Here is a 24,493-nt window from a genome sequence, read left to right as displayed (position 1 = left end):
CTTTTATGTATCTTTTAATCAAGGAAGAGCTCAAGCTCATCCTCATTTAGCTCTCTATAAGCTCCCTCATTTAAAAATGGATCAAGTTTTAAATCTCCAATGGCAATGCGTTTTAGACTTACCACTTCATTGCCTAGATTTGAAAACAGTCTTTTTACTAAATGAAACTTACCCTCAGTGACTTTTACTATTGCTTTTTTCTCATTTATTATTTCAAGTTTTGCAGGACGGGCTATGTAGCCTTCCTCTTTGATTTCTACACCATTTTTAAATTCTTCTATAAAAGACTCATCGATTGTATCTTTGGTTTCTACTTCATAAGTTTTTTCTATATTTGAATTTGGACTGGTAATTTTATGGACAAATTTGCCATCAGTTGATAATAGCACAAGTCCAGTTGTATCCTTATCAAGTCTGCCTGCAATTGATAGGTCAAGCATTTGATAAAAATCATCTAATAAGTCTACTACAGTTTCTTCTTCGTCAACTGTAGCTGATAAAACTCCTGCAGGTTTGTTCATAATTATATAAATATTGTCAAAATATTCTACAAACTCTCCCATATAGAAAACTTCATCGACATTTGGATCAACTTGAGTAGATGAATCTTTTACAATTTCTCCATTGATAACTAGGGCACCTTTTTTTGCATTTCTTTTGATATTGCGTCGTGTGTCTAGCTTTGCATTGCCTATCATCTTATCTACTCTCATTTGTTCCCCTTTTCTATCACCTTGTAAACTGCTTGGTTAAGCTTCTCGTAGTTTACATAAAAATTTGTCAAATATTCTCTACCCTTAGCTGTAATATAATAATATTTTCTTTTTGGGCCGATTTCTGATTTTTTGTAACCACCTAATATATAACCTTTTTTTGTAAGTCTGGTTAAAATTGGGTAGACTGTCCCCTCTGTCATCGTGTAAAAACCGCTACGTTTAAGCTCTTCTACTATTTCATAGCCGTAGGTTTCATTATTTTTTATTATATGAAGGATTACTCCCTCGATGACGCCCTTTAACATTTGAGATTCTATCATAATATCACCTAGCTATATTGTATTACATAGTAGAATTTAATCAATATCTATCACAATAATATTTCATAGGACAGTACTTACATTCATTAATATCAGATGTTTTTTGATAAATATTGTCATCTATGATAGATTTTGCGATAGTATCTATAAAATCAATATTAAAGTCTGTCTCATTTACTGCTAGCAATTCATCTTTATTTACAAAATAAAGATACATTTTATTTACTTTTTGCTTATTATATTCCATTAAATATTTGTAGGTAATCAGCTGATTTTGGTATTTTTCTAAGATTTTTTGATCATAAGATCCAGTTTTAATATCCAAAATCGTATTGCCATCAAGCAATATATCGATATTACCTTGGAGTATATAAAAATCCCTGTCAGCTTTAAAGTTTACCTCAGTTGATTTTACATCAAAATTTCTATTTTGAAAGTTTTCTAGTGGATTTTTGTAGACTGGGTCTTTTGTAAATAAATTTTCAAAAAAGTCGTTATTTAAATCAGCATTAGGATTTTGGGCCAGATACTCACTTAACTTGTGGACATTGGTTCCAAATTCCAAGGATTTGCTTAAGGGCAATTTAAAATTTAGTTTTCTTAAAAATTTGTATTTTAAAGGACAAGAGTGGTAGACTTCAATATCTGTTGTATAGGCAAAAATTACTTTTTCTTTTTTTGTCTCTTCTTTTTTAAAATCAATTGTTCTTAAAATCGAACTATCTGGCAAGGTATTTGCAAAGTCTTGGATAATTTTATCCCTGGAATTGTCCAAAATAACTAATAGTTTTTTGGCACGGGTGAAGGCTGTATAGTATTTCCTGTAAAAATCCCTAACTCCCCCATCAGAATTCGCATTTGTCTTTTCATAATCTGACAAAAAAGTTTTTCTATCCTCTCTTGGATAATCATTAAGTCCTGATACAAAAACCACATCAAATTCTAATCCCTTGGCATTATGAATAGTCATAAAATTTATGGCATCTGTTTCTTCTGGGAGGTTTTCAAACTCTTTAATAGCTTTGGTTTTGTAATGGTAGAAAAGATATCCATATATAAACTCTATATAATAATTTGGATTTTCCCTATCAAAAATCTCTTCATATTCGCTAAGTTTTTGGCTAAAGATTGCAATATTATTCTGAGCCTTTTGATTTTCTAGCTTATCAAGCTTTTTTCCTAATATTTCCTTTAAAATTGGCAGATTAAAAGACTTATATAAAACTTCGCTTAAGGAAATATTTTTTGTATTTTGAAATCCTTTTATAAAGTCATCCATTTGGTTTGATTTAAAAGATTGGTCATCAAACAATGACGCTATATACCTTCTAAAATAAAGTTTATCTAGATCTTCTTTTGTCAAATTTTCTTGATACCCAATGTTTGATGGATATGATGTAAAAGTTTTTACAAAAATATAGACCAAAATTTTAATCTCATAGGATTCAAAAAAGTTTGTGCTTGCCTTATTTAAAACTGCTAGACCATTATTTTCTAAATATTTTTGTAAATTTTTGGCATAGGTATTATTTAGGGTTGGAAATAAAAAAGCTATTTGATTTAGATTTAAATCCTTTTTTAAGATATTAATTATTTTTACCAAATTTTCCAAGTTTTCTGCACGAGCCTTAACAACTGTATTTTGGTTAACCTTGCTATCACTAGACCTTAAATTCTTAGTGAATAAATCTGATTTTTCATTTGTTTTTATAAAATCTTGAGCAACATCAATTATGGCTTGGTTTGACCTATAATTTATATCTAACTTATAAAAATTGGCAGGAGCATTTAATTTCTGCCTACAAACCTCATCAAATTCTAATAAATTTTTAGGATCTGCTCCTCTAAATCTATATAGTGACTGGTCATCATCTCCAAAAACCATAATATTATTGTTTTTTAAAAGACCAAAGGCTATTTCCTGCTGGATAAAATTTGTATCTTGGTACTCATCTATAATTACAAAATCAATATCATCACGGATTTGTGGACCTATAATAGGATCAGCTAATAAGTCATAAAAGTTTTTTAATATCATCTGGAAGTTTAAAAGATGATTTTCCTTTAAAATATTTAGATGAGTATTAAAAATCTCGTAACTTAGCCTATCCATAGGATTTTTTGAATTTTTTAAAACTTGTGGGTCTATTAGATTGTTAGTAATTTTAGCAAAAATATCCTGTATTGTGTAAACTTCATAACCATTTATAATTTCCCTAAAACCATCGATTTTATAAAATCTATCAAGATTTCGCTCGATTAAATAACCCTCCATTTGTGGCTCTATGACCTTATTGTCAAAAAATCTGTCATCTAGCTTTTTGTAATCAGCTAAAAAGCTAGATGCTAAACTATGAAAGTTACCTATTTTAAGGTCATTTAGATTAGAATTAATATTTTCTTTGTTAAATTCAGTGATAATCCTAGTATTTAGCTCAGCTGCTGCCTTCTTGGTAAAAGTTGTAAGCAAAATTTTATTGGCAGGAATTCCATGATTTTTTACCAAATCTACTACTTTTTTTACTATGGTAAAGGTCTTTCCTGTTCCAGGTCCTGCAATTACAGCAGCGGGAGTTTTTCCAAACTCTATGATTAATTTTTGACCTTCATTTATCATAATATCAATTCATAGGCTATGCGTGGTTTAGTCATGCCAGCATCCTTGATATAAATTTGGCCTAGCTCTTTAAAGCCCATCTTTGAAATAAGACCACGCATCTTAAAATTATCCTCATGGGTGTCTATACGTAATGAATCTTTATTATTTTCTTTTGCATAAGCAATTATATCATCAAAAAATTTGCTAGCTATGCCCTTGCCTTTTTCTTTTGAATCTACACAAAAGGTATGGATAGTGTAGGCATCTGATCCTTTCACAATATTCATAACTGCTGCATAAGTTGGCTCATAGTCCTCTGACAAATATGCATAGGCTAAAATTTTATCATCATTTTCATATACAAAGGCATTTTCGCTTGATATTTGCCTGCCTAAAAGCATAATATCTGGACTACCATTTTGCCACTGATCCACCCCATCATCTTTTAGAGCAATTTTAGCATCATCAACTATATTATTTATATTTCTTAAATCATTTAATTTTGCTTTTCTCATACAAGTATTATACCTTTAAATTATCATATATATTTTCTTAACAAATAGGGTATGTAATTAATATATTAAGTATATTTTTTAAAAGGGGAATATTTATGTACGATTATTTAATTATAGGTAACGGTATAGCCGGCCTTTCTGCTACAGAAGAAATCAGAAAAAAAGATGCTGATGCTACAATTTTGATAGTATCAAACGAAAAATCAAGCACATATTGGAGAACAAGGCTTTCTCATCTAATTAGCCAAGACTTTGATAAAGATGATTTGTTTGTAAAAAAACAACCTTGGTATGACGAAAGAAAAATAGATGAAAGATTAGAATGTTTTGTAGAGAAAATCGATACTGACAAAAACGTTGCCATACTTTGCGATGGAGAAAAAATCGAATATGGAAAAGTTCTATTAGCAACAGGAGCCAGACCATTTGTTCCTCCAATTACAAATATTGAAAGCAAGGGTGTATTTGCAATAAGAACTATTGATGATTTGATGGACTTTAAGGATTATGTAGCTGATAAAAACAAGGTAATTGTTATTGGCGGAGGTATCCTAGGTCTTGAAGCTGCTTACTCTGCCCTACTTTTAGAAAAAGATGTAACAGTCATAGAAAGTTTTGACTATTTACTATCACGCCAACTTGATAAAGATTTATCAGAAAAACTAGAAAAAACTTTAAATGATATGGGCATCAAAACCTATACTGGTAAATTTACAGAAGAAATAATTGAAGAAAATGGCATAGCCAAAGGAATAAAACTATCAGACGGGACCGAAACTCCAGCAGATGCGATTATGGTTCAAGCAGGTATCCGTTCAAATATAGATCTTGCCAAAAACTCTGGGCTTGAAGTAGACCGCGGTGTTTTGGTAGATGATGGACTAAAAACAGAGTATGACAATGTTTACGCTGCTGGAGATTGTGCACAAATTGGTGATTTTACAATTGGTCTTTGGACAAGTAGTCAAGAAATGGGCAAAATCGCTGGAAACAATATGGCTGGGGATAGCCAAATGTATGAAAAACCAAAACCATTCTCTGTACTTACCTTAGGTAATACAAAAATATTCTCAGCTGGCCTAAACTCAAGTGAAGGTATTGAAGAAATAAGAGAAGAAAAAGATGGAAATATCTATAAATTATTCAAATTAAATGATGACTATGTAGGCGGCATCCTTTGGGGCGATATTAAGTATCAAAATGATGTTAAGGATATTGTTTTTAACGGAAAAAATCTTGAAGATACAAAACTTGGAGAAATTTTTGCTTAAAGACCAATCTTTAATAATTTACTTAGCCGTATAAATAAAAAATAATACTTACTTATTGCCATAAGAAACTAATTAAAAAACGAAATGGGGAACCCATTTCGTTTTTTATTACAATTTCATTGAATTTTGTCTTCTTCTAAGTCTCGTTATTGTTGCTCTATCATCGACCTCTACCATAGTCATATCTATTAGACTATCTTTTGCTATATCGCAAGTTGCAACTGTTTTTTCTGTTATCATTCCTATTGGCAATAGGTCTTCTTTGATGGATCTTGTGTGGCTTGTTATCTTACCATAAACTTTTTCGCTACCTATACCATCAAGGGTTTCCCCTTTTTTGATATCTCTTTTAGCAACTGTTACTGTATCTGCAACTTGTCCTTGAATTGGGGCTATTGTTGCCTCATTTTCTACTACCGCTTTAAAGATTGTAATTGGAGCTTCAAGGCTTGTTAGGTGGTAAGGTCTATACATCAAGTAATTTGGACCATCTCCAAATCCTAAAAACTTCATTAAATCTCTAACATCTTCTTTATCACTCGTTACAATGATAAATACTCCTGGTGCCATTCCTTTTGAGAATTCTACAACTTTGTAATTATCAAGAATACCACCATCTTGTTTTAATTTAAAGTCTTCTACTGCAGTCTGAGGGCTTGATTCTACACCGTGGCAACCAAATTTATCTGGCAAAAATCCTAGGGCATTACATACACTTGTAAGCTCAATCATAGTGTTTGTTCCATCTACAAAGCTTGTTAACATTTTTGCAGAAAGATTTTTCTCTTTTGCTTCTGTTTTAACACTTTCTGGAGTTACATACTCATCAAGTCTATTATTTTTGCCCTTTCCAGCTACTAGGACATCAAGTCCCATACCAAAAGCATTTTCGCAAAGATCAATTATCGCACCTGGTTCATCACCAAGAATTCCTGTATAAACTACCCCTGCTTTTTTTGCCATATCGTGTAAAACTGGACCAACTGTAGCTTCGCACTCCACATTAAATGAAATCATGTGTTTGTGGTATTGGATAGTTTTTCTAGCAATAACAGCTCCAAAAGATGGATTTCCTGTACAATCTACAACCGCATTTATTTGTAAAAGTTTATAAGAAAGTCTATAATTTGTTGAAACACAGACATATCCCTTTTCTAAAACTTCGTATCCTTCGTTATAATCATCAGTATAAATTATCTTATCTTCAGCAACACCAGCTTTTTTTAAAGCCTCAATTGCTTTTTGTGGAGTACGGTCAATTACAAGCTTTACTTCCATAGCATCAATGTTTGCAAGTTGGGATATAAGACTAGTTCCCATTTTCCCTGCACCCAAAATGGCAAGCTTAATTGACTCTCCATTATATTTCATTTCATTTAGTTCTCTACTAATTTTAAACATCTAAGCTCCTTAAATAATCACTGGCTACTTTTGCAGTGGAGGCTGCCCAGGAAATATTATATCCTCCGCAATCACCAGCTACATCTTGGCATTCTCCTATGAAAAATACATCCTTAATCTTTGTAGATTCCATAGTTTTGGTATTTATAAAATTGCTATCCACTCCGCCAAGAGTGACTTGGGCATTTTGTCTATCATGTATATCTAAAACTTCAAACCTTAGAGACTTTAGCGTATTTACTAGGTTATAAAAGTCCCTATTATCGATTTCAAAACCCTTTTTGCGGGCCTTAATCTTTGAAATTTTTAGTATATCATCGATTAATTTTTCGTTGATTACACCAATTAGTATATCTTTTATAGGCCTTTTAGCAAATTTATTTAAAAGGCTAGACAGATAATTTATAAAGTCTTCTCGGGAATATTCTGGGAAAAAGTCTATATATATATGAGAGGACTTTTTATAAGATAAACTTTCTGATAGGTCATTTGAAATATCTAAAATTGCTGTTCCTGTTAGCCCATAGTCTTGAAAAATCACATCATCAGTAGATGCTTTTATAAATTTATCATCTACATATAAACTTGCTTTTGCAGTAACCTTTGTCCCCTTTGCTTTTTTTGAAAGCTTCTCACGGGTTTCATAATTTGTTATTGCATAGGTCATATCTGTAATAGGAATTTGATTTTTTATCAAATCAAAAATCTTTCCGTTTGATCCAGAATTTTTTAGGGTGATCCCACCACTTCCTATTACTAATTTGTCATATGAATAAGTTTTGTTACTGGTTTTTACCTTTTTATTTTTAAAGTTAATATCTATCACTTCTTCATTAAAGACAAATTTCGCCTTATCTTCTGCTGCCAAAAACAGAGAGTCTCTGACAGTTTTCGCACTCATAGTCTTGGGATAACACCTCCCTGATGGGAGATTTGTTGTGGCAATCCCAATTTCGTTTAGATATTTTATCAAATCTTGGTTAGTAAAATACCCGATTGCATAGTTTATAAGTTGATCACTGCTTGCCTTAAAATTGTCTGCCGAAAAGTTAAGGTTGGTAAAATTACAACGGCCATTGCCTGTTGCCAAAAGTTTTCTGCCAGCAAATTCATTTTTTTCAATAACTGTGACATCGTGTTTGTCCATAAAGGAGGCAAAAAATAGACCAGCTACTCCTGCCCCAATTACTAAAATTTTCATTGGTTTTTTATAGCCTTTTGGACTGTTTCAATTTCATTGTATGGAGTTTTTTCATTGCCGTGATATTTCATAAAATGCTCTTCACCTTTTCCAAGCATAAGGATATAGTCTCCCGGATTTGCTTTTTTTATAGCAAAAGTCATAGCTTCTAAGCGGTCTTCTATGCGTTCGTACTTTCCACCAAGTTCATCAATCCCTGCCGAAATCTCATCTGTGATGTGTTCATAATTGTCAAATTTTGGATCATCAGTTGTAATTACTGCAAAAACATCATTTTTTGCACAGGCATTTCCTATAAGCCTTCTAAATTCTGTATTTCTGTCGCCATTTATACCAAAAACTGCATAGGTTTTTACATCTTTTGGTATGGATTCAAAAATCGCCTCAAAGGCCCTTGGTGTGTGGGCAAAGTCTATGATTATATTTTTATCTAAATCATTTTCTACATATTGAAATCTTGATGGTAATCCCTTAAATACTTTTAATTTTTGAGAAATTTCTTCAAGGCTAGCTCCCATATTATTTAAAGTTGCAATTGCAGCAAGTTTATTATAAATCTCATAATCTGCTATGGAATTTATAGTAAAATCTACTCCATTTACTTTAAAATCAGTAGTTTTTTCATTTTTTACTATATCAATGGCTTGATAATCAGACCCACTTTCTTTTCCAAAAGTTACAGCATCCGAAAATTTTTCTTTGGCTTTTTTTCCGTATGGATCATCTATATTTACAATTCTTTTCTTAGCATGATCTAAAAGTATCATTTTTGCCGCAAAATACTCATCCATTGTTTTATGATAATCTAAATGCTCTGTGGAAAGATTGGTAAATATTCCATAGTCAAAGTCAATGCCATTTAGGCGGTTTTGAACTAGGCCATGGCTTGATGCTTCAAGTACTACATGATCTATATTTTTTTCTAAACTCTGATTAAAAATCTTATTTAAAATATAAATATCTGGTGTAGTATTTGATGTATCAGAGCGTTCATCTCCTATAAAAGTCCCATCTGTACCGATATTTGTAGCATTGCCATAGATTTCTTTCATCAAATAATAAATGGTGGTTGCTGTTGTAGTTTTTCCATTTGTCCCTGTCACCCCTACAACCGTCATTTTCTTTGATGGAAAATCTTCTAAAATATTTGAAATATCAGATAGGGCGCGTCTACTGTCTGCTACTTTTATATAGTTTATCCCATCCTTAAAGTCTATATCACTTTGATAAACTATAGTTTTTGAACCATTTTCTATGGCATGGCCGATGTATTTGTGGCCATCACTTAGAGTACCTGCGACCGCTACAAATATATCGCCATCTTCCACTAATTTTGAGTTGTTTGTTATATTTTTTATTTCTTCATCATTTTGTTCTTTTATATCTATATAGTCAATTTGATTTACTAAACTATCAAAGGTCAATGTATTATGTATCCTTTCTTAGCTATGACATCGTGGATTTTTTTGACATGGTCTGGGCCGTTTGTTTCTAAGGTGATTTCTACATTTATATTTTTAAATCTGCTGGCTTCTTTTAGGCTGTCATGGTCTATTGAGATGACATTTGCCTTGGTTGAGGCAATATCTGCTAATAATGATTGGAGTTTGCCTGGTATATTTGGCACTTCCACGTTAATACGGGTAATGCGTCCAGTTTCGTATAGTCCACGATTGATAAGTTGGGAGATAAAACTCATATCGATATTGCCCCCGCTTATAATAGAAACTGCATTTTTGTTATAAAAATTTAGTTTATTAAGGGCAGCCAGACTTAGGGCACCTGATGGTTCTGCAACTAATTTGTGCTTTTCCATTAGGTTTGTAAAGGCCATGAGGATTTCCTCATCAGTTACTGTAATCCAGTCATCTACATAGTCTTTTGCAATGTCGTATGTGTATGATCCCACTTCTGCAACGGCTGTACCATCAGCAATTGTATCAACACCTTCTAACTTAATTATCTTACCTTTTTTGATAGATTCTTGCATAGAACGAGCAGAATATGGCTCAACCCCAATGACTTTGATAAGTGGACTGATTTGTTTAATGCATTTTGCAACTCCTGCTATAAGCCCGCCTCCACCAACTGGGACAATTACATAATCTACATATTCAAGTTCATCTATGATTTCAAGTCCGATAGTTCCTTGACCTTCGATAACATCTAAATCATCAAATGGAGGAATAAAGGTATATCCGTTTTCCTCAGCTAATTTTATAGCATGGTCTTTGCATGCATCGAAGTTTTCTCCGTATAAAACTACATTTGCCCCGTATTTTAAAGTACCATCTACCTTTATCATAGGAGTTTGCTCTGGCATACAAATTGTAGCATTGATGCCAAGTTTGTTTGCAGAGTAAGCTACTCCTTGGGCATGATTTCCAGCAGATGCTGTGATAATGCCTACTTCTTTTGACTGCTCATCTAGCTTTGATAGCTTATTATAGGCTCCGCGGATCTTAAAAGACCCAGTTTTTTGCATATTTTCTGGTTTTAGGTAAACGTTATTAGAAGCAATATCAGAAAAGTATTCTGAATAAATCAAATGAGTTGGTCTAACGACCTCATCTAGTCTCTTTTTAGCACTTGTAAAATCTAACATAATACACTTCCTTTCTATAGTTGATTATAACAATTTTTTGACAAATATTAAACAGTTTTATAATTCAAAAAATCTTGATATAATTAAAGCAATAAAGAAGAAAATATGAAAATACTTTTGATAATACTAATGGCCTTATCCCTTAGCTCCTGCCAAGAGGCCCAAGACTTTATGTATGAGAATTTTTCTTTGCAAAAAAATATAGATAAGGCCGATGAAAATAGCAGAAAAAATATAGAAGGCGACTTTAAATTAGACGACTTTGGCTATACTTTCCCACCAAATGTGGGACGTTTTGTTCAAAATGGCTTTGATTATAATGCTGCCATAAATGGCGAAGCTCAAAAAGAAAATCTAGAAACAATCCCTGCTGGTAAAAGCGCCGATATTTTTCTTACAAAGGATGACAATCAAATATTTGTAAAAGCAACAAATAATAGTAGTACTGAAATAAATATTATAGATGCACCAATTAATTACATTGAAATTTCAAATTTTGATTTAGCTAGCATGGACTTTGCCTTAGGTGATATAAAATTTGGCGACGCCCTTTATGATATAGAAGCAAAGGTACCAGATAAGGAAATCATAGAACTACGCCAAAATACCAAAGATACCCAAAACGACCAATATTATATGTATTTAAACGGTAAATACGTGGTAATATTTACTATGTATCAGGGTAAACTTGCTGAGTTAGAAATAATACCAAACGAAAGTTTATCTAGCTATGAATAAAATCAGCAATAAAATAAATTAAGCAAAATTTTTAAATTCACTTTCTAGATAAGATTTTTAGAAAATAAACAAAAAAAAGACTATGAGCTTTAAAACTCATAGTCTTTTTTAATCTCTTTCGATATGACTGATAAAAAATATTTATTCTAAACTTCTTATCCTATCAACAAGACTGTCACGACTGTGTTTTTCATAAAATTTGTTAGTAAACAGTATTCCTATGATTATATTTGCGATATTCACCATAAGAAGCGGTGTAATTATGAAACTAAATGTTGTCCACTTAGTTTCTGCCATAAAATCTATCAATATAAATTTATTTACAAGTAGCATCACTATGAAAGAAAATACTAAGCTTGAAATTGAATATATCAAATTCTTCTTTATTAAATATTTCTTAATATTATCTTTTGTCATTCCAATAGCTTCAAGGATTGAGAGATTAACCTTGTTTCTTAAAATTTCTGTAGCAATAATATTTATAAAGTTTAGTACAGAAATTAAAAACAAGACTATAGATAAACTATAACCCACAAATTCTATAAGATTTTTGAAATCTTTAAAAGAATTTATCTGAATATCTCTTGAATCATAAGAAAAGTCTGGTTCATCTTCAAAGGATTTTAAAAATTCATCAAAGTTTTCTTTTGCACTATCCTCTACATCAAATCCATAGGACATTATGCTCCTATCTCCAGTGAGTTCTTCGTACAAATTAGGGCTTAAATAAAGATATTCTATATCCAACTCAGGACTAGACTCATCAAATCGATCTTCCTGAATAATAGGATAATATCTTAAACCATCGGAATAATTATAGTTAATTTTTCCCATAATTTGGACTTCTTTTATAGTATTTTTCACTTTAATTTTAATTTTATCTCCAGCTTTCAATGAAGATTTTTTATCGCTATCTTCACCTACAATAGCAAAGGAACCATTATTCCATTTATCTCTATCAAATTCTCCTTCTAAAAATTTCTGTTTATTTATTAAATAATCATCTACTCCAAGTAAGAGTGGGGCAATCTTTTTTCCTTCGACTCTTATATCTGGATACTGATATTGATCACCATAATAGTACAAGGCTCCTCCATCTTTAAATCCTTGATGCTCCTTTATCTGATCAATAAATGTTTCTTTTAAACTATCTTCTTTATCGTAATACCTATATCTAAAATACTTAGGACTTGCTATATTATAATCAGTTACAATTACATCTGATATTCCTTTCTCCAAATCTATATTACTTGTATAAGTTAAAACACTATTTAAAATAACTGCTGATAGGCTCATAGAAAGAACAATTGAGATAAATCTAAATTTATTTGAAAAAACCTGCCTTCTTGCAAGTTTTCCTAGAGAAATATTATCACTTTTATATTTCTTTTTTACCTGAGTTTCGTTATATTTACTAGCATCTATCGGTGAAATTTTAGCTGCATATTTTGCCGGACTCATAACTGATAGAAAAACAGTTAATAAAGTAAATATGGTTGAAAAAAGTATAACTAGTAATATTAAAACTAATGATAGATTTATATTTGCTAATACTACATTAGTAGAAAATATTTTATTTAAAATTATTTTCCCGATAGTAATTCCTATAATATTGCCCAATATTATAGATGGGATCGCTATTATAAAAGATTCTAAATGAACAAGTCTTTTAATTTGTACCTTTGTCATACCTATAGTTTTAAGTAATCCAAGTAAGTTTATATCTTCATTTACAGATATTTTAAAGATATTATTAATAATTAAAAATCCTGCAAGCATTACTAAAATTAATAAGAGCAATGCTGGTAAAAACATCGTAAAGTCTGTACCATCAGCTCCGGATAAAAGATAGGCGAAATTAACTCCAATTCTTATTTCTTTATCAGATAAATTACCAGGACTATCTGACACCTTATATCCATTTCTTTCTGCAATTTTTAAAAGTTTATCCTTTATCATAAATGAATTATTTAGCATTACTTCCATATCGTTATTGGTATCTGGAAGTGACAATTTATCTACATAGGCTTTTGATAAGTATATTTGTCCTACACCAACGTTGGAATCTATCGGACTTTGATATGTTCCAGATATAACAAAATCTCCGATTTTCTTTTCTATAAGCTCTCCAGTGTAAGGTTTTTCTATATTAAATGGAATCTTTATTTTTTCTCCAATTTCACCTTTGTAGCCTAGTTTCTTTGCAGTGGCTATATCTATAAATACTTGGTTTTCTTTTTCAGGATATCTTCCACGAACATTGTCAAATAATGACCAGTCAAATCCATTTTTATCACTATAAGATAACTCTGCCCTTATTTTTTCATCATTTAGAATACCAATGTGTTTTTTTATCGCATATTTCTTTATATCTTTATCTTTGGATAAAATTTCTATATCTTTGTTAGAAACTTCTTTATATGAGCCGTGGCTGATCGACCCCACAGTTTTCATCGTTTGAGCTTCCATACTTTTGCCAAGTCCCAATACTACTGAAAAAAGACTTGTAAATAGTATACAAGTTAAGGCAATGGCTAATAAAAGAATATTTCTTCTACTTTTATTAGTAGTTAAAATAGCTTTGGCTAGCTTTCTGATATAGGCTCTATTTTGAACTTTCATTATTTGCCACCAACTTTCCATCTTCTATCCTTAAAGTTTTTTCTGCTGCTTGGGCCACAGCATCATCATGGGTTATCATAAGAATAGTATTTCCAAGTTCCTTATTAATCTTTTTTAATAAATAAACAACTTGGGATGATGATTTTGAATCCAAATTCCCAGTAGGTTCATCAGCTAAAATTATAGATGGTTTTGTAACCAAGGCTCTTGCTATAGCAACCCTTTGTTGTTGGCCTCCTGATAATTCATTGGGCATTTTATTTACTTGATCTCTAATTTCAAGTATATCTATGATGTTGTCAACATATTTTTTATCCACCTTATCTCCATCAAGACCAAAGGGAATAATTATATTTTCATATACATTTAGCATTGGCAAAAGATTATAAGCCTGAAAGACAAAACCAATATTTCTTCTTCTAAATATAGTCCTCTCATCATCTTTTAAAGCATAAATGTCTGTATTATCAATAATTACTTTTCCACTTGTAGGATAATCAAGTCCTCCTAATAAATGTAATAGGGTTGACTTTCCAGAACCAGAGGCTCCGATTATCGAAATAAACTCTCCTTTTTCTACTACAAAAGATACTCCGTCAAGAGCTCTTAGTTCAATATCATTTGTTTTATAATATTTTTTTAAATTTTCTACTTTTAACATATATATCACCTCTTTATATAATATAACATCCCTATCTTACAAAGTACTTACAATGCTTCTTACAGTTTTGTAAGAAAAAAAGACTTCTCACAAGGGGAAGTCTATCGAAAATTTTATTTTATTTTCTCTCAAAGATGCCTTTATATTGCCACTATGTTTTTCTATAATCTCTCTAGCTATAAAGAGACCTAGACCAAAACCATCTTTAGAAGCTGAATTTTTGCCTCTATAAAATCTTTCAAATATTTTTGGCAAGGTTTCCTCTGATAAGTCCTTGTACTCATTTTCTATGTCTAGATTATAGTTTAGATAAGATTTATAAACTGAAATATTAATCATAGAATGATCAGGAGAATATTTTATAGCATTATCTACTAAATTGTGAATAGCTTCTTTAAGCCATCTCTCATCCAAATTAAAAATGCAATCCTCTTCTTTCAAAGCAATAGTTATATTTTTTTCATCTAATATAGTTTTAAATTCTCCCAAAACATTCTTTACCAAGTCTGCTAAGTTTGCTTGATTTTTTTGCAATACGATAATATCAGATTCAAGTCTTGAAGATTTTACTAGGGCTTGAACTAAAAATTTTAGTTTGTCTAGCTCATATTTTATAATTTCAATGTACTCATCTTTTGGATCATTTTCTAATAGGCTAATGTATAAAGAGAGATTGGTAATTGGCGTTTTGGTTTGATGAGATATATCGGCTATTAGATCTTTTGTTTTATTTTTTTCTGTGTTTATTTTTGCTTCTTTTACCTGGCTTGCATATAAAAATTTAATGAGTTTTGATTTTATTTTGGACAATTCCATCTCATCAAAGTCAGAATTTTCTAAATTTCCATCCAAAGCCTTATCAATATAGTCTGAAAGCTCCTGCATTTGCTTTTTTAATGCTATATATTTGTATAAAAGAATTACTATTATAATAAGTAAAAAACCTGCTAAGAATTCCATTTATAGCCAACTCCAAAAACTGTTTTAATAGGATCATAGGGTTTTAATTTATTTCTGATTCTGGATATATTTACACTCAGAGTATTTTGGTCAATAAATTCATCATCTACTCCCCAAACAAAGTCAAACAGTAATTCCTTAGTTACTACTTGGGATTTATTTTTAATTAGATAATACAAAATTCTAGACTCTGTCCACGTCAAGTCAATCTTTTTATTATTAATATAAAATTTATTTTCTTTAAAGTTAAAGTCTAACCCATCTTTTTTATAAAATCTTAAATCATTAGAAGCTATCTTTTCAAAAGCTCTTTTAATCTTAGCTTCTAAAATACCTAGAGAAAAAGGCTTGGTTAAGTAATCATCTGCTCCTAAGTTTATAGCTGAAATTATATAAGCTTCCAAATCTATAGCAGATAAGATAATTATAGGTATGGATGAAGTTTGTCTAGTATATTTTATTATTTCTAGCCCATCTCCATCAGGAAGATTCATATCTAACAAAATTAGATCAGCTCTATCAATATATTTTTTCGCTTCGCTGATTGTATTTAAAGAAATAATTTCATACTCTTTTTCCAAGGCTATGGATAGGCCCTTATTTAAATTTTTATCATCTTCAATTATAAGTATTTTTTTCATATGTATTGCCACTTTTGCTATAAAAATAAATCATATTAAACGCTAACATTGATTTCACAATCTTTTATTACAATTATATTACATTATTTTTTGGGAAAATGGATAATATAAAAATTGGCACAAAGGTTATTACCTTCATGCCAGTTAAAATCAAGGGTAAAATCCCTCTTATAAACCAAGTTTTGCTTCAATAGCTGGTTTATCAAATCCTACGATGTCTTCGCCATCGATGTTGATTACAGGAACTCCTCTGTATCCTTTTGATACTAGGTATTCTACTGCATCTGGATTTTCGTCTATGTTTAATTCTGTAAAGTCAATGTTGTTGTCATTGAAATATTGTTTTGCTGCTTTACAAAAAACACAAGTATTTGATGTATAAACTTTAATATCTGCCATTTGTATCTCCTTATACTTTCATTTACTTAATTACTTATACCCAATTAAGACAATTCATTTGCCAAATTTATAAAATCATCTAAGGATAAATTTTCTGCCCTTAGATTTTCTGCTAAATTTAGCTTCTCAAAGGTTAATTTCAAATCATCCTTAGCCACTACATCAGATAAGGAATTTAGGATAGTCTTTCGTCTTTTGTTAAACCCAGCTCTTACAAGTTTAAAGAGCATATCTTGATTAACTCTATCATCATAAAGTCTTAGTTTTAGATTTAGTATGGTAGAATCAATCTTTGGTTGGGGCATAAATACTGATTTTGGTAGGTTTATTACTACTTTTGCATCAGTGTAAAATTTTATAAATACCGAAAGAGAACTATACTCTTTATCAGATTCACTTGCAACCATGCGTTCAGCTACTTCTTTTTGAACCATGATTGTCATATCATCACATGGGATGCCTGTTGTTATTAGCATTTCAATGATAGGAGTGGTGATATAGTAAGGAAGATTTGAAACCACCTTAAAACTTTCTCCATTAAATTCTTCTTCTACTAATTTTTTTAAATCAGTTTTTAAAATATCTTGGTTGATGACTTTTGCATTAGCAAATTCTTCTAGGTTTTCTTCTAAAATTGGTATCAATGTTTGGTCTATTTCTATGGCTACTACTTTTTTAGCAACTTTTGCCATCTCATAGGTAATAGTTCCTATACCAGGTCCTATTTCTAGGACGTTTTGATTTTCAATCTCTGCCGCATCTACAATCTTATCTACAAAATTTTTATCTATCAAAAAGTTTTGGCCAAGGGATTTTTTGAATTTAAAATCATACAGATCGATTATTTCGCGAACTACCTTTGGTGAATATAGTTTTTTCATAAAGCTTCCACCGCCCTTTCAAATTCCTCACGGCTGATAGCAAAAGAATTTAGCTTGCTTAAAAGTTGCTTGGAATTATAATAACCAATGCCTAGGATATCTCCAAGTTTTTCCCTGTTTTCCTTTGCACCCTTACCAATTGAAAGACCGTTATTTACCAAGTCTGCCATGACAAATTCATTTCTTTTCTCAACTGTTTCTGCTTTTGCATTATTTAAGGCATCTATAATCACTTGTGGCTCTGCATTTTCTACACCCAAGTCATTTTTCTTTATGGCAAGTTTTCTATCGATATAGGCGTGTTTGGCATCTGGGATGTGCCTTGCAATTTTTTCTCTAATTTTTTTGCCAGCATGGTCAGGATCTGTGAGAATGATTATGCCGGTGCGTTCATTTATTTTTTCTAAACGATCTATCAACTCTTTGCCAAAGGCTAGGCCATTTGTAGCAATTATCTCACAATCAACAGCTCGTTTTACATTGGCAATATCATCTTTTCCTTCAACAACTATAGTTTCTTTTATCATAAGTTAAAAAACTCCTTGGTGTTGTTGTAGGTTCTTTTTGCAAGCTTATCTATTTTCATATCGCGTAATTTTGCAACAGTCCTAGCAACTTCTACTACCCTGCGAGGGTCATTGCGAAGACCACGATATGGTTCTGGGGTTAGGTATGGGCTATCTGTTTCTAGCATTAGCCTTTCAATCGGCACATTTCTAGCTGCATTTTGCTCATTTGTACCATTATTAAAGGTTACTACTCCCCCAATTGAAATATAAAAACCCATTTGCATATATTTTTCTAAAGTTTCCAGGTCATCTGAAAAACAATGGATTTGGATTTTTAAATCTTGGTATTCCTTTAATATCTCTATCACATCATCCTTGCTGTCTCTAACATGGATTACTGCAGGCTTTTCTAATTTTCTAGCTAGTTCTAATTGGTGGATAAATATTTCTTTTTGCTTTTTCTTATTATCATCTTTCCAATAGTAATCTAGGCCTATTTCCCCAATTGCTATTACTTTTTCATTTTTTGCAAGCTTTTCTAACTCTTCTAAATCTTTATTATCAGTGTCATCAACTTCTTCTGGGTGGATGCCTGCCATGGCGTAAAAATTGTCGTATTTTTCAGCAAGTTCTATTGCCATTTTGCTATCAGCTATATTTGTAGCAGGATTTATGATTGCCTTTAGACCAAAATTAGACAGGTCATTTAAAATAAATAACCTGTCATCATCAAAAGCCTCATCTGTAAGGTGGCAGTGTGAATCTATCAATCTCATTAAGAAACCTTACTTCCTGGTTTCATATCTTTTAGAGTTGTTAAAAGTGATAGGTCACCATCAAAATCACTTGCTAAGATCATGCCTTGAGACTCGATACCGCGCATTTTCCTTGGTGCAAGGTTTTTAACAACTATTACATTTTTATTAACTAAATCACTTGGCTCATACCATTTTTTGATACCAGATATAATTGTGCGAGGGTTTTCTTCTCCCACATCTACAGTAAAGACTAAAAGCTTGTCAGCATCTGGGTGTTCTTTGGCTTCAAGGATTTTTCCTACAACCATTTCTACCTTTGTGAAGTCTTCAAATGTTATTTCAGCCTTACTTTCTTCATCTTCTTTTTTATCGTCGCTATTTTTTATTCTTTGGGCGATTAATTCATTGTTACGGTCGTGAAGTTTTTTAAGTTCTACTTCTACATCTAGCCTATCAAATAAGTTTGCTCCCTTAGTAACTTTTGCTCCTTCTTCTAAAAGACCAAATTCTCTTGCAGATGCAAAACCTTTGTTGTCTGTACCAAGTTTTTTAAGGATTTCTTTGCTAGTATTTTTCATCACTGGCTCGATTAATTGGGCAACAATTCTTAGTGACTCTGCTAGATTATATAAAACTGTGTTTAGTCTATCCTTATTAGCTTCATCACGGCCTAAAATCCATGGTTCAGTTTCATCTACGTATTTGTTAGCACGTCTGATAAATGTCCAAACAGTTTGTAAGGCTTCATTAAATTTAAAATCATCCATTAGGCTTACAAAGTCAGTATAGGTTGTTTTTGCAAGGGCCTTTAATTCTTCATCGTAAGTATCAGTTTCACTACCCTTAGCAACTACTCCACCATTATATTTATCAATCATTGATGTAGTTCTTGAAACTAGGTTTCCAAGGTCATTTACAAGGTCAGAATTATATCTTTCCATGTATTTTTGGCTAGAGAAGTTTCCATCAGAGCCAAAATTAAATTCACGAAGGACGAAATATTTTAAGGCATCCACACCATAAAGTTCTACAAGTGGTTCTGGATACATAATATTTCCCTTGGATTTACTCATCTTATCATTATCAAAAAGAATCCAACCATGGGCAAAAACTTTTTCTGGAATTGGTAAATCTAGAGCCATTAAAAGGGCAGGCCAAATAATAGTGTGGAATCTTACTATATCTTTTCCTATTAAATGCACACTTGCAGGCCAATATTTATTAAATTTCTTTTGATTATCTCCATATCCAATTGCAGATAAGTAGCAAGAAAGGGCATCTATCCAAACATAAACCACATGCTCATTATCAAAAGGAACGTCTACTCCCCAATTAAAGGTATTACGGGTTACAGAAAGATCAGAAAGTCCCTTATCGATGAAGTTATTTAACATTTCTTTTTGACGGAATTGTGGTTCAAGGAATTCTGGGTGTTCTTTAAATAATTCTTTTAATCTATCTTCATATTTTGATAATCTGAAGAAATAGGATTCTTCCTCTTGGTATTCTACATCACGACCACAGTCCGGGCATTTGCCATCTACTAGTTGACCTTCAGACCAAAAAGTTTCGCAAGGGGTGCAGTAATATCCCTTATATTCACCTTTATAAATATCACCTTGGTCATAAAGTTTTGTAAAAATATTTCTTACATCTTCCTCATGTTGAGGCTCTGTTGATCTTATAAAGGTATCGTAGTCAATTTCAAGTTTTTTCCAAAGTAATTTTGTTTCATCTGCTATGATGTCCACAAATTTTTGAGGGCTAGTACCATGAGATATTGCAGTTCTCATAATCTTTTGTCCGTGTTCATCAGTTCCAGTTACTAGATATGCATCATAGCCATTTAAATTTTTATATCTTTTTAAAACATCAGCAATTATTGATGTATAAGTATTTCCAATATGTAGGTTACTATTAGGATAGTATATTGGAGTTGTTATATAATAAGGTTTTTTTTCTGTCATAAGCTATCCTTTCTTTTAGAAAATATATAGATATATCATACTTCAAATCTTATAATACTCATAGTTAAGTATTGATTAACTTTTATATTTACCATATAATGAAATTAAAAAGGAGGCCATAGGATATGAAAAAAGATATAGACCAGCATAAAAATCGAATGAGCATATTATTTTTCATCTCTTGTCTCATCGTAGCGCTTGGAGATAAGTTTTTAACAGACACTAGCTACTTCATTTCGCAAATAATTGCCTATATATTAATTATTTATAGTATCTATTCTGGGAAAATATTTAGCAAGAAATTAAGCATTTTATTTATTATAAGCTGTATCTTAATGCTAATAGGAGAAGTAGGCTCTTTTATAAGTAGCTAGGCTGATTGAAGATTCATTAAATAAAAGGTATATTAAAACTAATTAAATAAAACTCGATAATGAAAACCCAGTAAGGAATTTTCCCGAATTACACTTTCATTGAGTTTAACACTATTCTTTGTGTAAAAGAAGCTGAGTATAAAAAGAGGTGGTACCGCAGAATTCTGCCCTCTTATACTCTTTTTTTATGCCGATTTTTAGGAGGAAATTATGAGATACACTTACGAAAAAGAATACGATAATGTTTTTGATGAGCTAGTAGAACGTGGCTACTACGAGCAAGCTACTGATGAAGCTGAGCTTAAAGAAAAATTAAAAAATGAAAAACTAACTTTCTATTGTGGTTTTGATGCAACAGCTGATTCTCTTACAGTAGGTCACTTAATCCAAATTATGGTTATGATTCGTATGCAAAATTACGGCCACAAACCAATTGCCCTATTAGGTGGTGGTACAACTCTAATCGGTGACCCATCAGGTCGTTCTGATATGAGAAAGGTCATGACAGAAGAAACAATAGATAACAACGCAAAAAGGTTTTATGAGCAATTTCAAAGATTTTTAGAATTTGGTGATGATGCAGCAACTGTTGTAAATAATAAAGACTGGCTTAAAGAATTAAAATTCTTAGAGTTTTTACGTGATGTGGGTAACGAATTTTTAGTAGGTGAAATGCTTAAAAAAGATGCCTACAAAAACCGTATGGCAGCAGGTGGCTTAACATTTTTTGAATTTTCTTACATGCTTTTACAATCCTACGACTTCTTAGAACTTTACCGCCGCCACGATTGTACCTTAGAAATCGGTGGATCTGACCAATGGTCAAACATCATCGGTGGAGTAGACTTAGTTCGCAAAAAAGAAAATGACAAAGCTTATGGAATGACCTTCTCCCTACTTACAACTGCTGATGGAGTAAAAATGGGTAAATCTCAAAAGGGTGCAGTATGGCTAGATGAAGAAAAAACATCTGCTTATGAACTATTCCAATACATGAGAAATGTTGATGATAGAGATGTAGAAAAATTCTTACTACAACTTACTTTCTTACCAACAAAGGAATGTAAAAAATTAGGTTCTGCAACTGATGCAGCAGATATAAACCATGCCAAAGAAGTATTAGCCTTTGAAGTTACAAAACTAATCCATGGTGAAGAAAAAGCCAAAGAAGCCCTAGATGCAGCAAAAGCACTATTTGCAGGAGCTGGTAATGAAGATGCTATGCCAACAACAGAAATCTCAAAAGCTGATTTACCAATTGGTTTATTACAACTTATGACAGATGTTGGACTTACTCAGTCAAATGGTGAGGCTCGTAGACTTATAAAACAAGGCGGAGTATCAATCGATGATGAAAAAGTATCTGACCCAAGCCTTGAAGTTACAGAAGATTTATTTACAGATGATAAAATAATAATCAAAAAAGGAAAGAAAAACTTCCACAGAATACTTTTAGGATAAAAATATAAGGGGCAAGAATGCCCCTTTTTTTGTTAGGAATTTATTCATATATTAGGTAATTGTGAAACACAAAAGTTATAAGGGCTAAAATTATCCCATCCATTGTTGGACTTGTTGTAAGGTAAGTTAAATTATGAGTATCTCTAAAAATAACTGAGAATGATAAAATTACTAATAGCAGGAACAAAAAGATGTTACCTTTTTTCTTCATCTTTAACTTATCATTATAATATAATCCTGCTCCAAGAATTATAATTAATGGGATAGTGTTTTTAAAAACTATCTGACTTTGATAAAGCAAAAAATAAAGCAGGATACCAAATGCGAAAAGAAATGCGTACTGAGTTTTCTTTGCCATATAAACCTCTCTTTCTATACCTTCACAATAATTTATACCGCAAATATTTGTACAAAAAAACTTCTAAATAAGATTTTTAAGTCAAATTTAGAAGTTTTTAATAATTATTTATTTTTTTATAATCCTAGCCGGTGCACCGACTGCTGTTGCATTATCTACTACATCTTCTAAAACAACAGCATTAGCTCCTATTTTTACATTATCCCCTACATTTATAGCGCCAAGAACTACAGCTCCTGCACCTATCATGACATTGTTACCTACCGTTGGGTGTCTTTTTCCTTTTTTATTTTCAACTGCACCCAGGGTTACTCCGTGATATATCAAACAGTCTTCTCCTACTTCTGCAGTTTCACCAATTACAATGCCCATGCCATGGTCGATAAATGTTTTTCTGCCAATTTTTGCTCCAGGGTGGATTTCTATACCTGTTTCTATCCTAGACTTGTAGGCTAATTCATCAGCTTCATAAAATTGGCCTCCAAGCCACAAATTGTGGGCCCTAAAGTGGCTTAAAAGAGCTTTTATGCCTGGGGAATAAAGTATTGCTTCTTCCTTACTTTTTAAAGATGGATCTTTTTTCAAGGCAGCCTCTAAAAGTTCCTCTTTATATTCTTCATAACTAATTAATTTCATATAGGCTAGTTGATAGGTATCTTTCCCCAGTATCTGGAAGTACAGTTACAACTGTTTTACCTTCACCTAATTTATCTGCAATTTCAATAGCTCCTACTACATTTGCTCCTGATGATATCCCAACTGCTAGGGCCTCATCTTTTGCTAATTGTCTGCTCATTTTTATTGCATCATCACTTGCTACACTTACAATATCATCTACTACATCAAAATCTAGATTTTTAGGAATAAAGTTTCCACCTATGCCTTGGATTTTGTGGCTAGAGGCCTCTCCACCTGATAAAAGTGGACTTTCTGCTGGTTGGATAGCGTAGATTTTGATATTGTTATCTTTTTCTTTTAATTTTTTACCAACTCCAGATACTGTTCCACCTGTACCAACTCCTGCTATAAAGGCATCTGGTGTAAGTTCTGCTAAAATTTCTGGTCCTGTTGTTTCATAGTGGGCTTTTATATTTGCTGGGTTTGAAAATTGATCAGGGAAGTAATATCCTTCATTTTCAGAAAGTTCTTTTGCCTTATCCACAGCTCCTTGTAGAGCATTTTCTGTTGTTCTTATAACTTCTGCCCCATAAGCTTTTGCTAGTTTTTCACGTTCTTCACTCATTGATGCTGGCATGGTTAGGATTAGTTTGTATCCTTTTGCCGCACATAAGGCTGCTAGGGCCACCCCAGTATTCCCACTTGTTGGTTCTACAATTGTATCTCCTGGCTTTATTTTGCCTGCTTTTTCTGCTTCTTCAATCATATAAAGAGCGATTCTATCTTTTACAGATCCAGCCACATTATTTTTTTCTACTTTTACATAGATATCAGCTCTACCCTCTTTTTTTAGGGAATTAAGCTTAAGTAAGGGAGTATTTCCGATAAGTTCTTTTGCGTTATTTTTAATAGACATAT

The 24,493-nt window shown here is 31.8% G+C and carries 24 protein-coding genes; 4 read left to right on the top strand and 20 right to left on the bottom strand.

Annotated elements, in window-relative coordinates; all coding sequences use genetic code 11:
• Positions 1 to 14: 14 nt before the first annotated feature.
• The 4 genes from ACKRLN_RS00600 to ACKRLN_RS00585 are packed head-to-tail and all read right to left on the bottom strand — an operon-like array spanning position 15 to position 4,150.
• Entirely contained in the window at positions 15 to 713 is a 699-nt protein-coding gene (locus tag ACKRLN_RS00600) for a pseudouridine synthase (RefSeq protein ID WP_416334939.1), read from the bottom strand.
• Positions 710 to 1,036 (bottom strand): PadR family transcriptional regulator, encoded by a 327-nt coding sequence (locus ACKRLN_RS00595; RefSeq protein ID WP_203127239.1) that lies wholly within the window; start codon positions 1,034 to 1,036, stop codon positions 710 to 712. Before ACKRLN_RS00595 ends, ACKRLN_RS00600 begins: the two co-directional genes overlap by 4 nt.
• A gap of 40 nt (positions 1,037 to 1,076) precedes the next feature.
• A complete protein-coding gene (locus tag ACKRLN_RS00590) occupies positions 1,077 to 3,653 on the bottom strand; it encodes an ATP-dependent DNA helicase (protein WP_296141731.1) in 2,577 nt (858 codons plus the stop codon).
• Positions 3,650 to 4,150, bottom strand: a complete 501-nt coding sequence (locus ACKRLN_RS00585) for a GNAT family N-acetyltransferase (RefSeq protein WP_296141734.1) — start codon at positions 4,148 to 4,150, stop codon at positions 3,650 to 3,652. The genes ACKRLN_RS00590 and ACKRLN_RS00585 overlap by 4 nt, the downstream gene beginning before the upstream one ends.
• 95 nt (positions 4,151 to 4,245) lie before the next feature.
• On the opposite strand from ACKRLN_RS00585, the gene ACKRLN_RS00580 reads away from it, so the two are divergent.
• Positions 4,246 to 5,421 (top strand): NAD(P)/FAD-dependent oxidoreductase, encoded by a 1,176-nt coding sequence (locus ACKRLN_RS00580; protein ID WP_416334938.1) that lies wholly within the window; start codon positions 4,246 to 4,248, stop codon positions 5,419 to 5,421.
• Between the two features lie 108 nt (positions 5,422 to 5,529).
• On the opposite strand, the gene ACKRLN_RS00575 is transcribed toward ACKRLN_RS00580, so the two are convergent.
• The 4 genes from ACKRLN_RS00575 to ilvA are packed head-to-tail and all read right to left on the bottom strand — an operon-like array spanning position 5,530 to position 10,628.
• Positions 5,530 to 6,822, bottom strand: a complete 1,293-nt coding sequence (locus ACKRLN_RS00575) for an NAD(P)H-dependent oxidoreductase (RefSeq protein WP_296141738.1) — start codon at positions 6,820 to 6,822, stop codon at positions 5,530 to 5,532.
• Complete coding sequence (locus ACKRLN_RS00570) at positions 6,815 to 8,023, bottom strand: aminoacetone oxidase family FAD-binding enzyme (protein WP_416334937.1); 1,209 nt, start codon at positions 8,021 to 8,023, stop codon at positions 6,815 to 6,817. The genes ACKRLN_RS00575 and ACKRLN_RS00570 overlap by 8 nt, the downstream gene beginning before the upstream one ends.
• Entirely contained in the window at positions 8,020 to 9,447 is a 1,428-nt protein-coding gene (locus ACKRLN_RS00565; RefSeq protein ID WP_416334936.1) for a UDP-N-acetylmuramoyl-L-alanyl-D-glutamate--2,6-diaminopimelate ligase, read from the bottom strand. Before ACKRLN_RS00565 ends, ACKRLN_RS00570 begins: the two co-directional genes overlap by 4 nt.
• Complete coding sequence (gene ilvA / locus ACKRLN_RS00560; protein WP_416334935.1) at positions 9,444 to 10,628, bottom strand: threonine ammonia-lyase; 1,185 nt, start codon at positions 10,626 to 10,628, stop codon at positions 9,444 to 9,446. The genes ACKRLN_RS00565 and ilvA overlap by 4 nt, the downstream gene beginning before the upstream one ends.
• Positions 10,629 to 10,733: 105 nt before the next feature.
• Between ilvA and ACKRLN_RS00555 the strand changes: the two genes are divergently transcribed.
• Positions 10,734 to 11,366 carry a hypothetical protein gene (locus ACKRLN_RS00555; RefSeq protein WP_296141743.1) on the top strand — a complete coding sequence of 211 codons (633 nt, stop codon included), beginning with the start codon at positions 10,734 to 10,736 and terminating at the stop codon, positions 11,364 to 11,366.
• 141 nt (positions 11,367 to 11,507) lie between these two features.
• Here ACKRLN_RS00555 and ACKRLN_RS00550 read toward each other — a convergent pair whose 3' ends face one another.
• From ACKRLN_RS00550 to metG, 9 genes are all read right to left on the bottom strand, one after another.
• On the bottom strand, positions 11,508 to 14,009 hold the full coding sequence (locus ACKRLN_RS00550; RefSeq protein WP_416334934.1) for an FtsX-like permease family protein: 2,502 nt from the start codon (positions 14,007 to 14,009) through the stop codon (positions 11,508 to 11,510).
• Complete coding sequence (locus ACKRLN_RS00545; protein WP_296141747.1) at positions 13,972 to 14,649, bottom strand: ABC transporter ATP-binding protein; 678 nt, start codon at positions 14,647 to 14,649, stop codon at positions 13,972 to 13,974. The genes ACKRLN_RS00550 and ACKRLN_RS00545 overlap by 38 nt, the downstream gene beginning before the upstream one ends.
• A gap of 87 nt (positions 14,650 to 14,736) precedes the next feature.
• Positions 14,737 to 15,609, bottom strand: a complete 873-nt coding sequence (locus ACKRLN_RS00540; protein WP_296141749.1) for a sensor histidine kinase — start codon at positions 15,607 to 15,609, stop codon at positions 14,737 to 14,739.
• Positions 15,597 to 16,250, bottom strand: coding sequence for a response regulator transcription factor (locus ACKRLN_RS00535; RefSeq protein ID WP_296141751.1), 654 nt, complete (start codon positions 16,248 to 16,250; stop codon positions 15,597 to 15,599). Before ACKRLN_RS00535 ends, ACKRLN_RS00540 begins: the two co-directional genes overlap by 13 nt.
• A 168-nt stretch (positions 16,251 to 16,418) precedes the next feature.
• Complete coding sequence (locus ACKRLN_RS00530) at positions 16,419 to 16,649, bottom strand: glutaredoxin family protein (protein ID WP_203127226.1); 231 nt, start codon at positions 16,647 to 16,649, stop codon at positions 16,419 to 16,421.
• A 44-nt stretch (positions 16,650 to 16,693) separates the two neighbouring features.
• Positions 16,694 to 17,530: a 16S rRNA (adenine(1518)-N(6)/adenine(1519)-N(6))-dimethyltransferase RsmA gene (gene rsmA, locus ACKRLN_RS00525; RefSeq protein ID WP_296141754.1), complete on the bottom strand. Its 837-nt coding sequence runs from the start codon at positions 17,528 to 17,530 to the stop codon at positions 16,694 to 16,696.
• Complete coding sequence (gene rnmV / locus ACKRLN_RS00520; RefSeq protein WP_203127224.1) at positions 17,527 to 18,057, bottom strand: ribonuclease M5; 531 nt, start codon at positions 18,055 to 18,057, stop codon at positions 17,527 to 17,529. The genes rsmA and rnmV overlap by 4 nt, the downstream gene beginning before the upstream one ends.
• Entirely contained in the window at positions 18,054 to 18,815 is a 762-nt protein-coding gene (locus ACKRLN_RS00515) for a TatD family hydrolase (RefSeq protein ID WP_416334933.1), read from the bottom strand. Before ACKRLN_RS00515 ends, rnmV begins: the two co-directional genes overlap by 4 nt.
• Positions 18,815 to 20,764 carry a methionine--tRNA ligase gene (gene metG, locus ACKRLN_RS00510; protein WP_296141760.1) on the bottom strand — a complete coding sequence of 650 codons (1,950 nt, stop codon included), beginning with the start codon at positions 20,762 to 20,764 and terminating at the stop codon, positions 18,815 to 18,817. Before metG ends, ACKRLN_RS00515 begins: the two co-directional genes overlap by 1 nt.
• 125 nt (positions 20,765 to 20,889) lie before the next feature.
• Here metG and ACKRLN_RS00505 point away from each other — a divergent pair, with 125 nt between their 5' ends.
• Together ACKRLN_RS00505 and tyrS are read left to right on the top strand one after the other, a co-directional pair.
• Entirely contained in the window at positions 20,890 to 21,138 is a 249-nt protein-coding gene (locus ACKRLN_RS00505; protein WP_416334932.1) for a hypothetical protein, read from the top strand.
• A gap of 210 nt (positions 21,139 to 21,348) precedes the next feature.
• The gene (gene tyrS, locus ACKRLN_RS00500) at positions 21,349 to 22,599 is read left to right on the top strand and encodes a tyrosine--tRNA ligase (RefSeq protein WP_416334931.1); all 1,251 of its coding nucleotides are present in this window, start codon (positions 21,349 to 21,351) and stop codon (positions 22,597 to 22,599) included.
• A 40-nt stretch (positions 22,600 to 22,639) separates the two neighbouring features.
• Here tyrS and ACKRLN_RS00495 read toward each other — a convergent pair whose 3' ends face one another.
• From ACKRLN_RS00495 to cysK, 3 genes are all read right to left on the bottom strand, one after another.
• Positions 22,640 to 22,957 carry a hypothetical protein gene (locus ACKRLN_RS00495; protein WP_416334930.1) on the bottom strand — a complete coding sequence of 106 codons (318 nt, stop codon included), beginning with the start codon at positions 22,955 to 22,957 and terminating at the stop codon, positions 22,640 to 22,642.
• A gap of 108 nt (positions 22,958 to 23,065) precedes the next feature.
• The gene (epsC, locus tag ACKRLN_RS00490; RefSeq protein WP_203127218.1) at positions 23,066 to 23,593 is read right to left on the bottom strand and encodes a serine O-acetyltransferase EpsC; all 528 of its coding nucleotides are present in this window, start codon (positions 23,591 to 23,593) and stop codon (positions 23,066 to 23,068) included.
• Positions 23,580 to 24,491, bottom strand: a complete 912-nt coding sequence (gene cysK, locus ACKRLN_RS00485) for a cysteine synthase A (RefSeq protein ID WP_416334929.1) — start codon at positions 24,489 to 24,491, stop codon at positions 23,580 to 23,582. The genes epsC and cysK overlap by 14 nt, the downstream gene beginning before the upstream one ends.
• Between the last annotated feature and the right edge of the window lie 2 nt (positions 24,492 to 24,493).

It is taken from the genome of Anaerococcus sp. AH8042_DFU013_CI05 (genome assembly GCF_047936775.1).
GTDB lineage: Bacteria > Bacillota > Clostridia > Tissierellales > Peptoniphilaceae > Anaerococcus.
The sequence above is the reverse complement of the archived record's forward strand: the minus strand, read 5'-3'. Positions and strand labels throughout refer to the sequence as shown.

Excerpts from the sequence above, each read along its gene's own strand:
- ACKRLN_RS00600 (WP_416334939.1), bottom strand. The coding sequence starts at position 713 with ATGAGAGTAGATAAGATGATAGGCAATGCAAAGCTAGACACACGACGC.
- ACKRLN_RS00595 (WP_203127239.1), bottom strand. The coding sequence starts at position 1,036 with ATGATAGAATCTCAAATGTTAAAGGGCGTCATCGAGGGAGTAATCCTT.
- ACKRLN_RS00590 (WP_296141731.1), bottom strand. The coding sequence starts at position 3,653 with ATGATAAATGAAGGTCAAAAATTAATCATAGAGTTTGGAAAAACTCCC.
- ACKRLN_RS00585 (WP_296141734.1), bottom strand. The coding sequence starts at position 4,150 with ATGAGAAAAGCAAAATTAAATGATTTAAGAAATATAAATAATATAGTT.
- ACKRLN_RS00580 (WP_416334938.1), top strand. The coding sequence starts at position 4,246 with ATGTACGATTATTTAATTATAGGTAACGGTATAGCCGGCCTTTCTGCT.
- ACKRLN_RS00575 (WP_296141738.1), bottom strand. The coding sequence starts at position 6,822 with ATGTTTAAAATTAGTAGAGAACTAAATGAAATGAAATATAATGGAGAG.
- ACKRLN_RS00570 (WP_416334937.1), bottom strand. The coding sequence starts at position 8,023 with ATGAAAATTTTAGTAATTGGGGCAGGAGTAGCTGGTCTATTTTTTGCC.
- ilvA (WP_416334935.1), bottom strand. The coding sequence starts at position 10,628 with ATGTTAGATTTTACAAGTGCTAAAAAGAGACTAGATGAGGTCGTTAGA.
- ACKRLN_RS00555 (WP_296141743.1), top strand. The coding sequence starts at position 10,734 with ATGAAAATACTTTTGATAATACTAATGGCCTTATCCCTTAGCTCCTGC.
- ACKRLN_RS00550 (WP_416334934.1), bottom strand. The coding sequence starts at position 14,009 with ATGGAAAGTTGGTGGCAAATAATGAAAGTTCAAAATAGAGCCTATATC.
- ACKRLN_RS00545 (WP_296141747.1), bottom strand. The coding sequence starts at position 14,649 with ATGTTAAAAGTAGAAAATTTAAAAAAATATTATAAAACAAATGATATT.
- ACKRLN_RS00540 (WP_296141749.1), bottom strand. The coding sequence starts at position 15,609 with ATGGAATTCTTAGCAGGTTTTTTACTTATTATAATAGTAATTCTTTTA.
- ACKRLN_RS00535 (WP_296141751.1), bottom strand. The coding sequence starts at position 16,250 with ATGAAAAAAATACTTATAATTGAAGATGATAAAAATTTAAATAAGGGC.
- ACKRLN_RS00530 (WP_203127226.1), bottom strand. The coding sequence starts at position 16,649 with ATGGCAGATATTAAAGTTTATACATCAAATACTTGTGTTTTTTGTAAA.
- rsmA (WP_296141754.1), bottom strand. The coding sequence starts at position 17,530 with ATGAAAAAACTATATTCACCAAAGGTAGTTCGCGAAATAATCGATCTG.
- rnmV (WP_203127224.1), bottom strand. The coding sequence starts at position 18,057 with ATGATAAAAGAAACTATAGTTGTTGAAGGAAAAGATGATATTGCCAAT.
- ACKRLN_RS00515 (WP_416334933.1), bottom strand. The coding sequence starts at position 18,815 with ATGAGATTGATAGATTCACACTGCCACCTTACAGATGAGGCTTTTGAT.
- metG (WP_296141760.1), bottom strand. The coding sequence starts at position 20,764 with ATGACAGAAAAAAAACCTTATTATATAACAACTCCAATATACTATCCT.
- ACKRLN_RS00505 (WP_416334932.1), top strand. The coding sequence starts at position 20,890 with ATGAAAAAAGATATAGACCAGCATAAAAATCGAATGAGCATATTATTT.
- tyrS (WP_416334931.1), top strand. The coding sequence starts at position 21,349 with ATGAGATACACTTACGAAAAAGAATACGATAATGTTTTTGATGAGCTA.
- ACKRLN_RS00495 (WP_416334930.1), bottom strand. The coding sequence starts at position 22,957 with ATGGCAAAGAAAACTCAGTACGCATTTCTTTTCGCATTTGGTATCCTG.
- epsC (WP_203127218.1), bottom strand. The coding sequence starts at position 23,593 with ATGAAATTAATTAGTTATGAAGAATATAAAGAGGAACTTTTAGAGGCT.
- cysK (WP_416334929.1), bottom strand. The coding sequence starts at position 24,491 with ATGTCTATTAAAAATAACGCAAAAGAACTTATCGGAAATACTCCCTTA.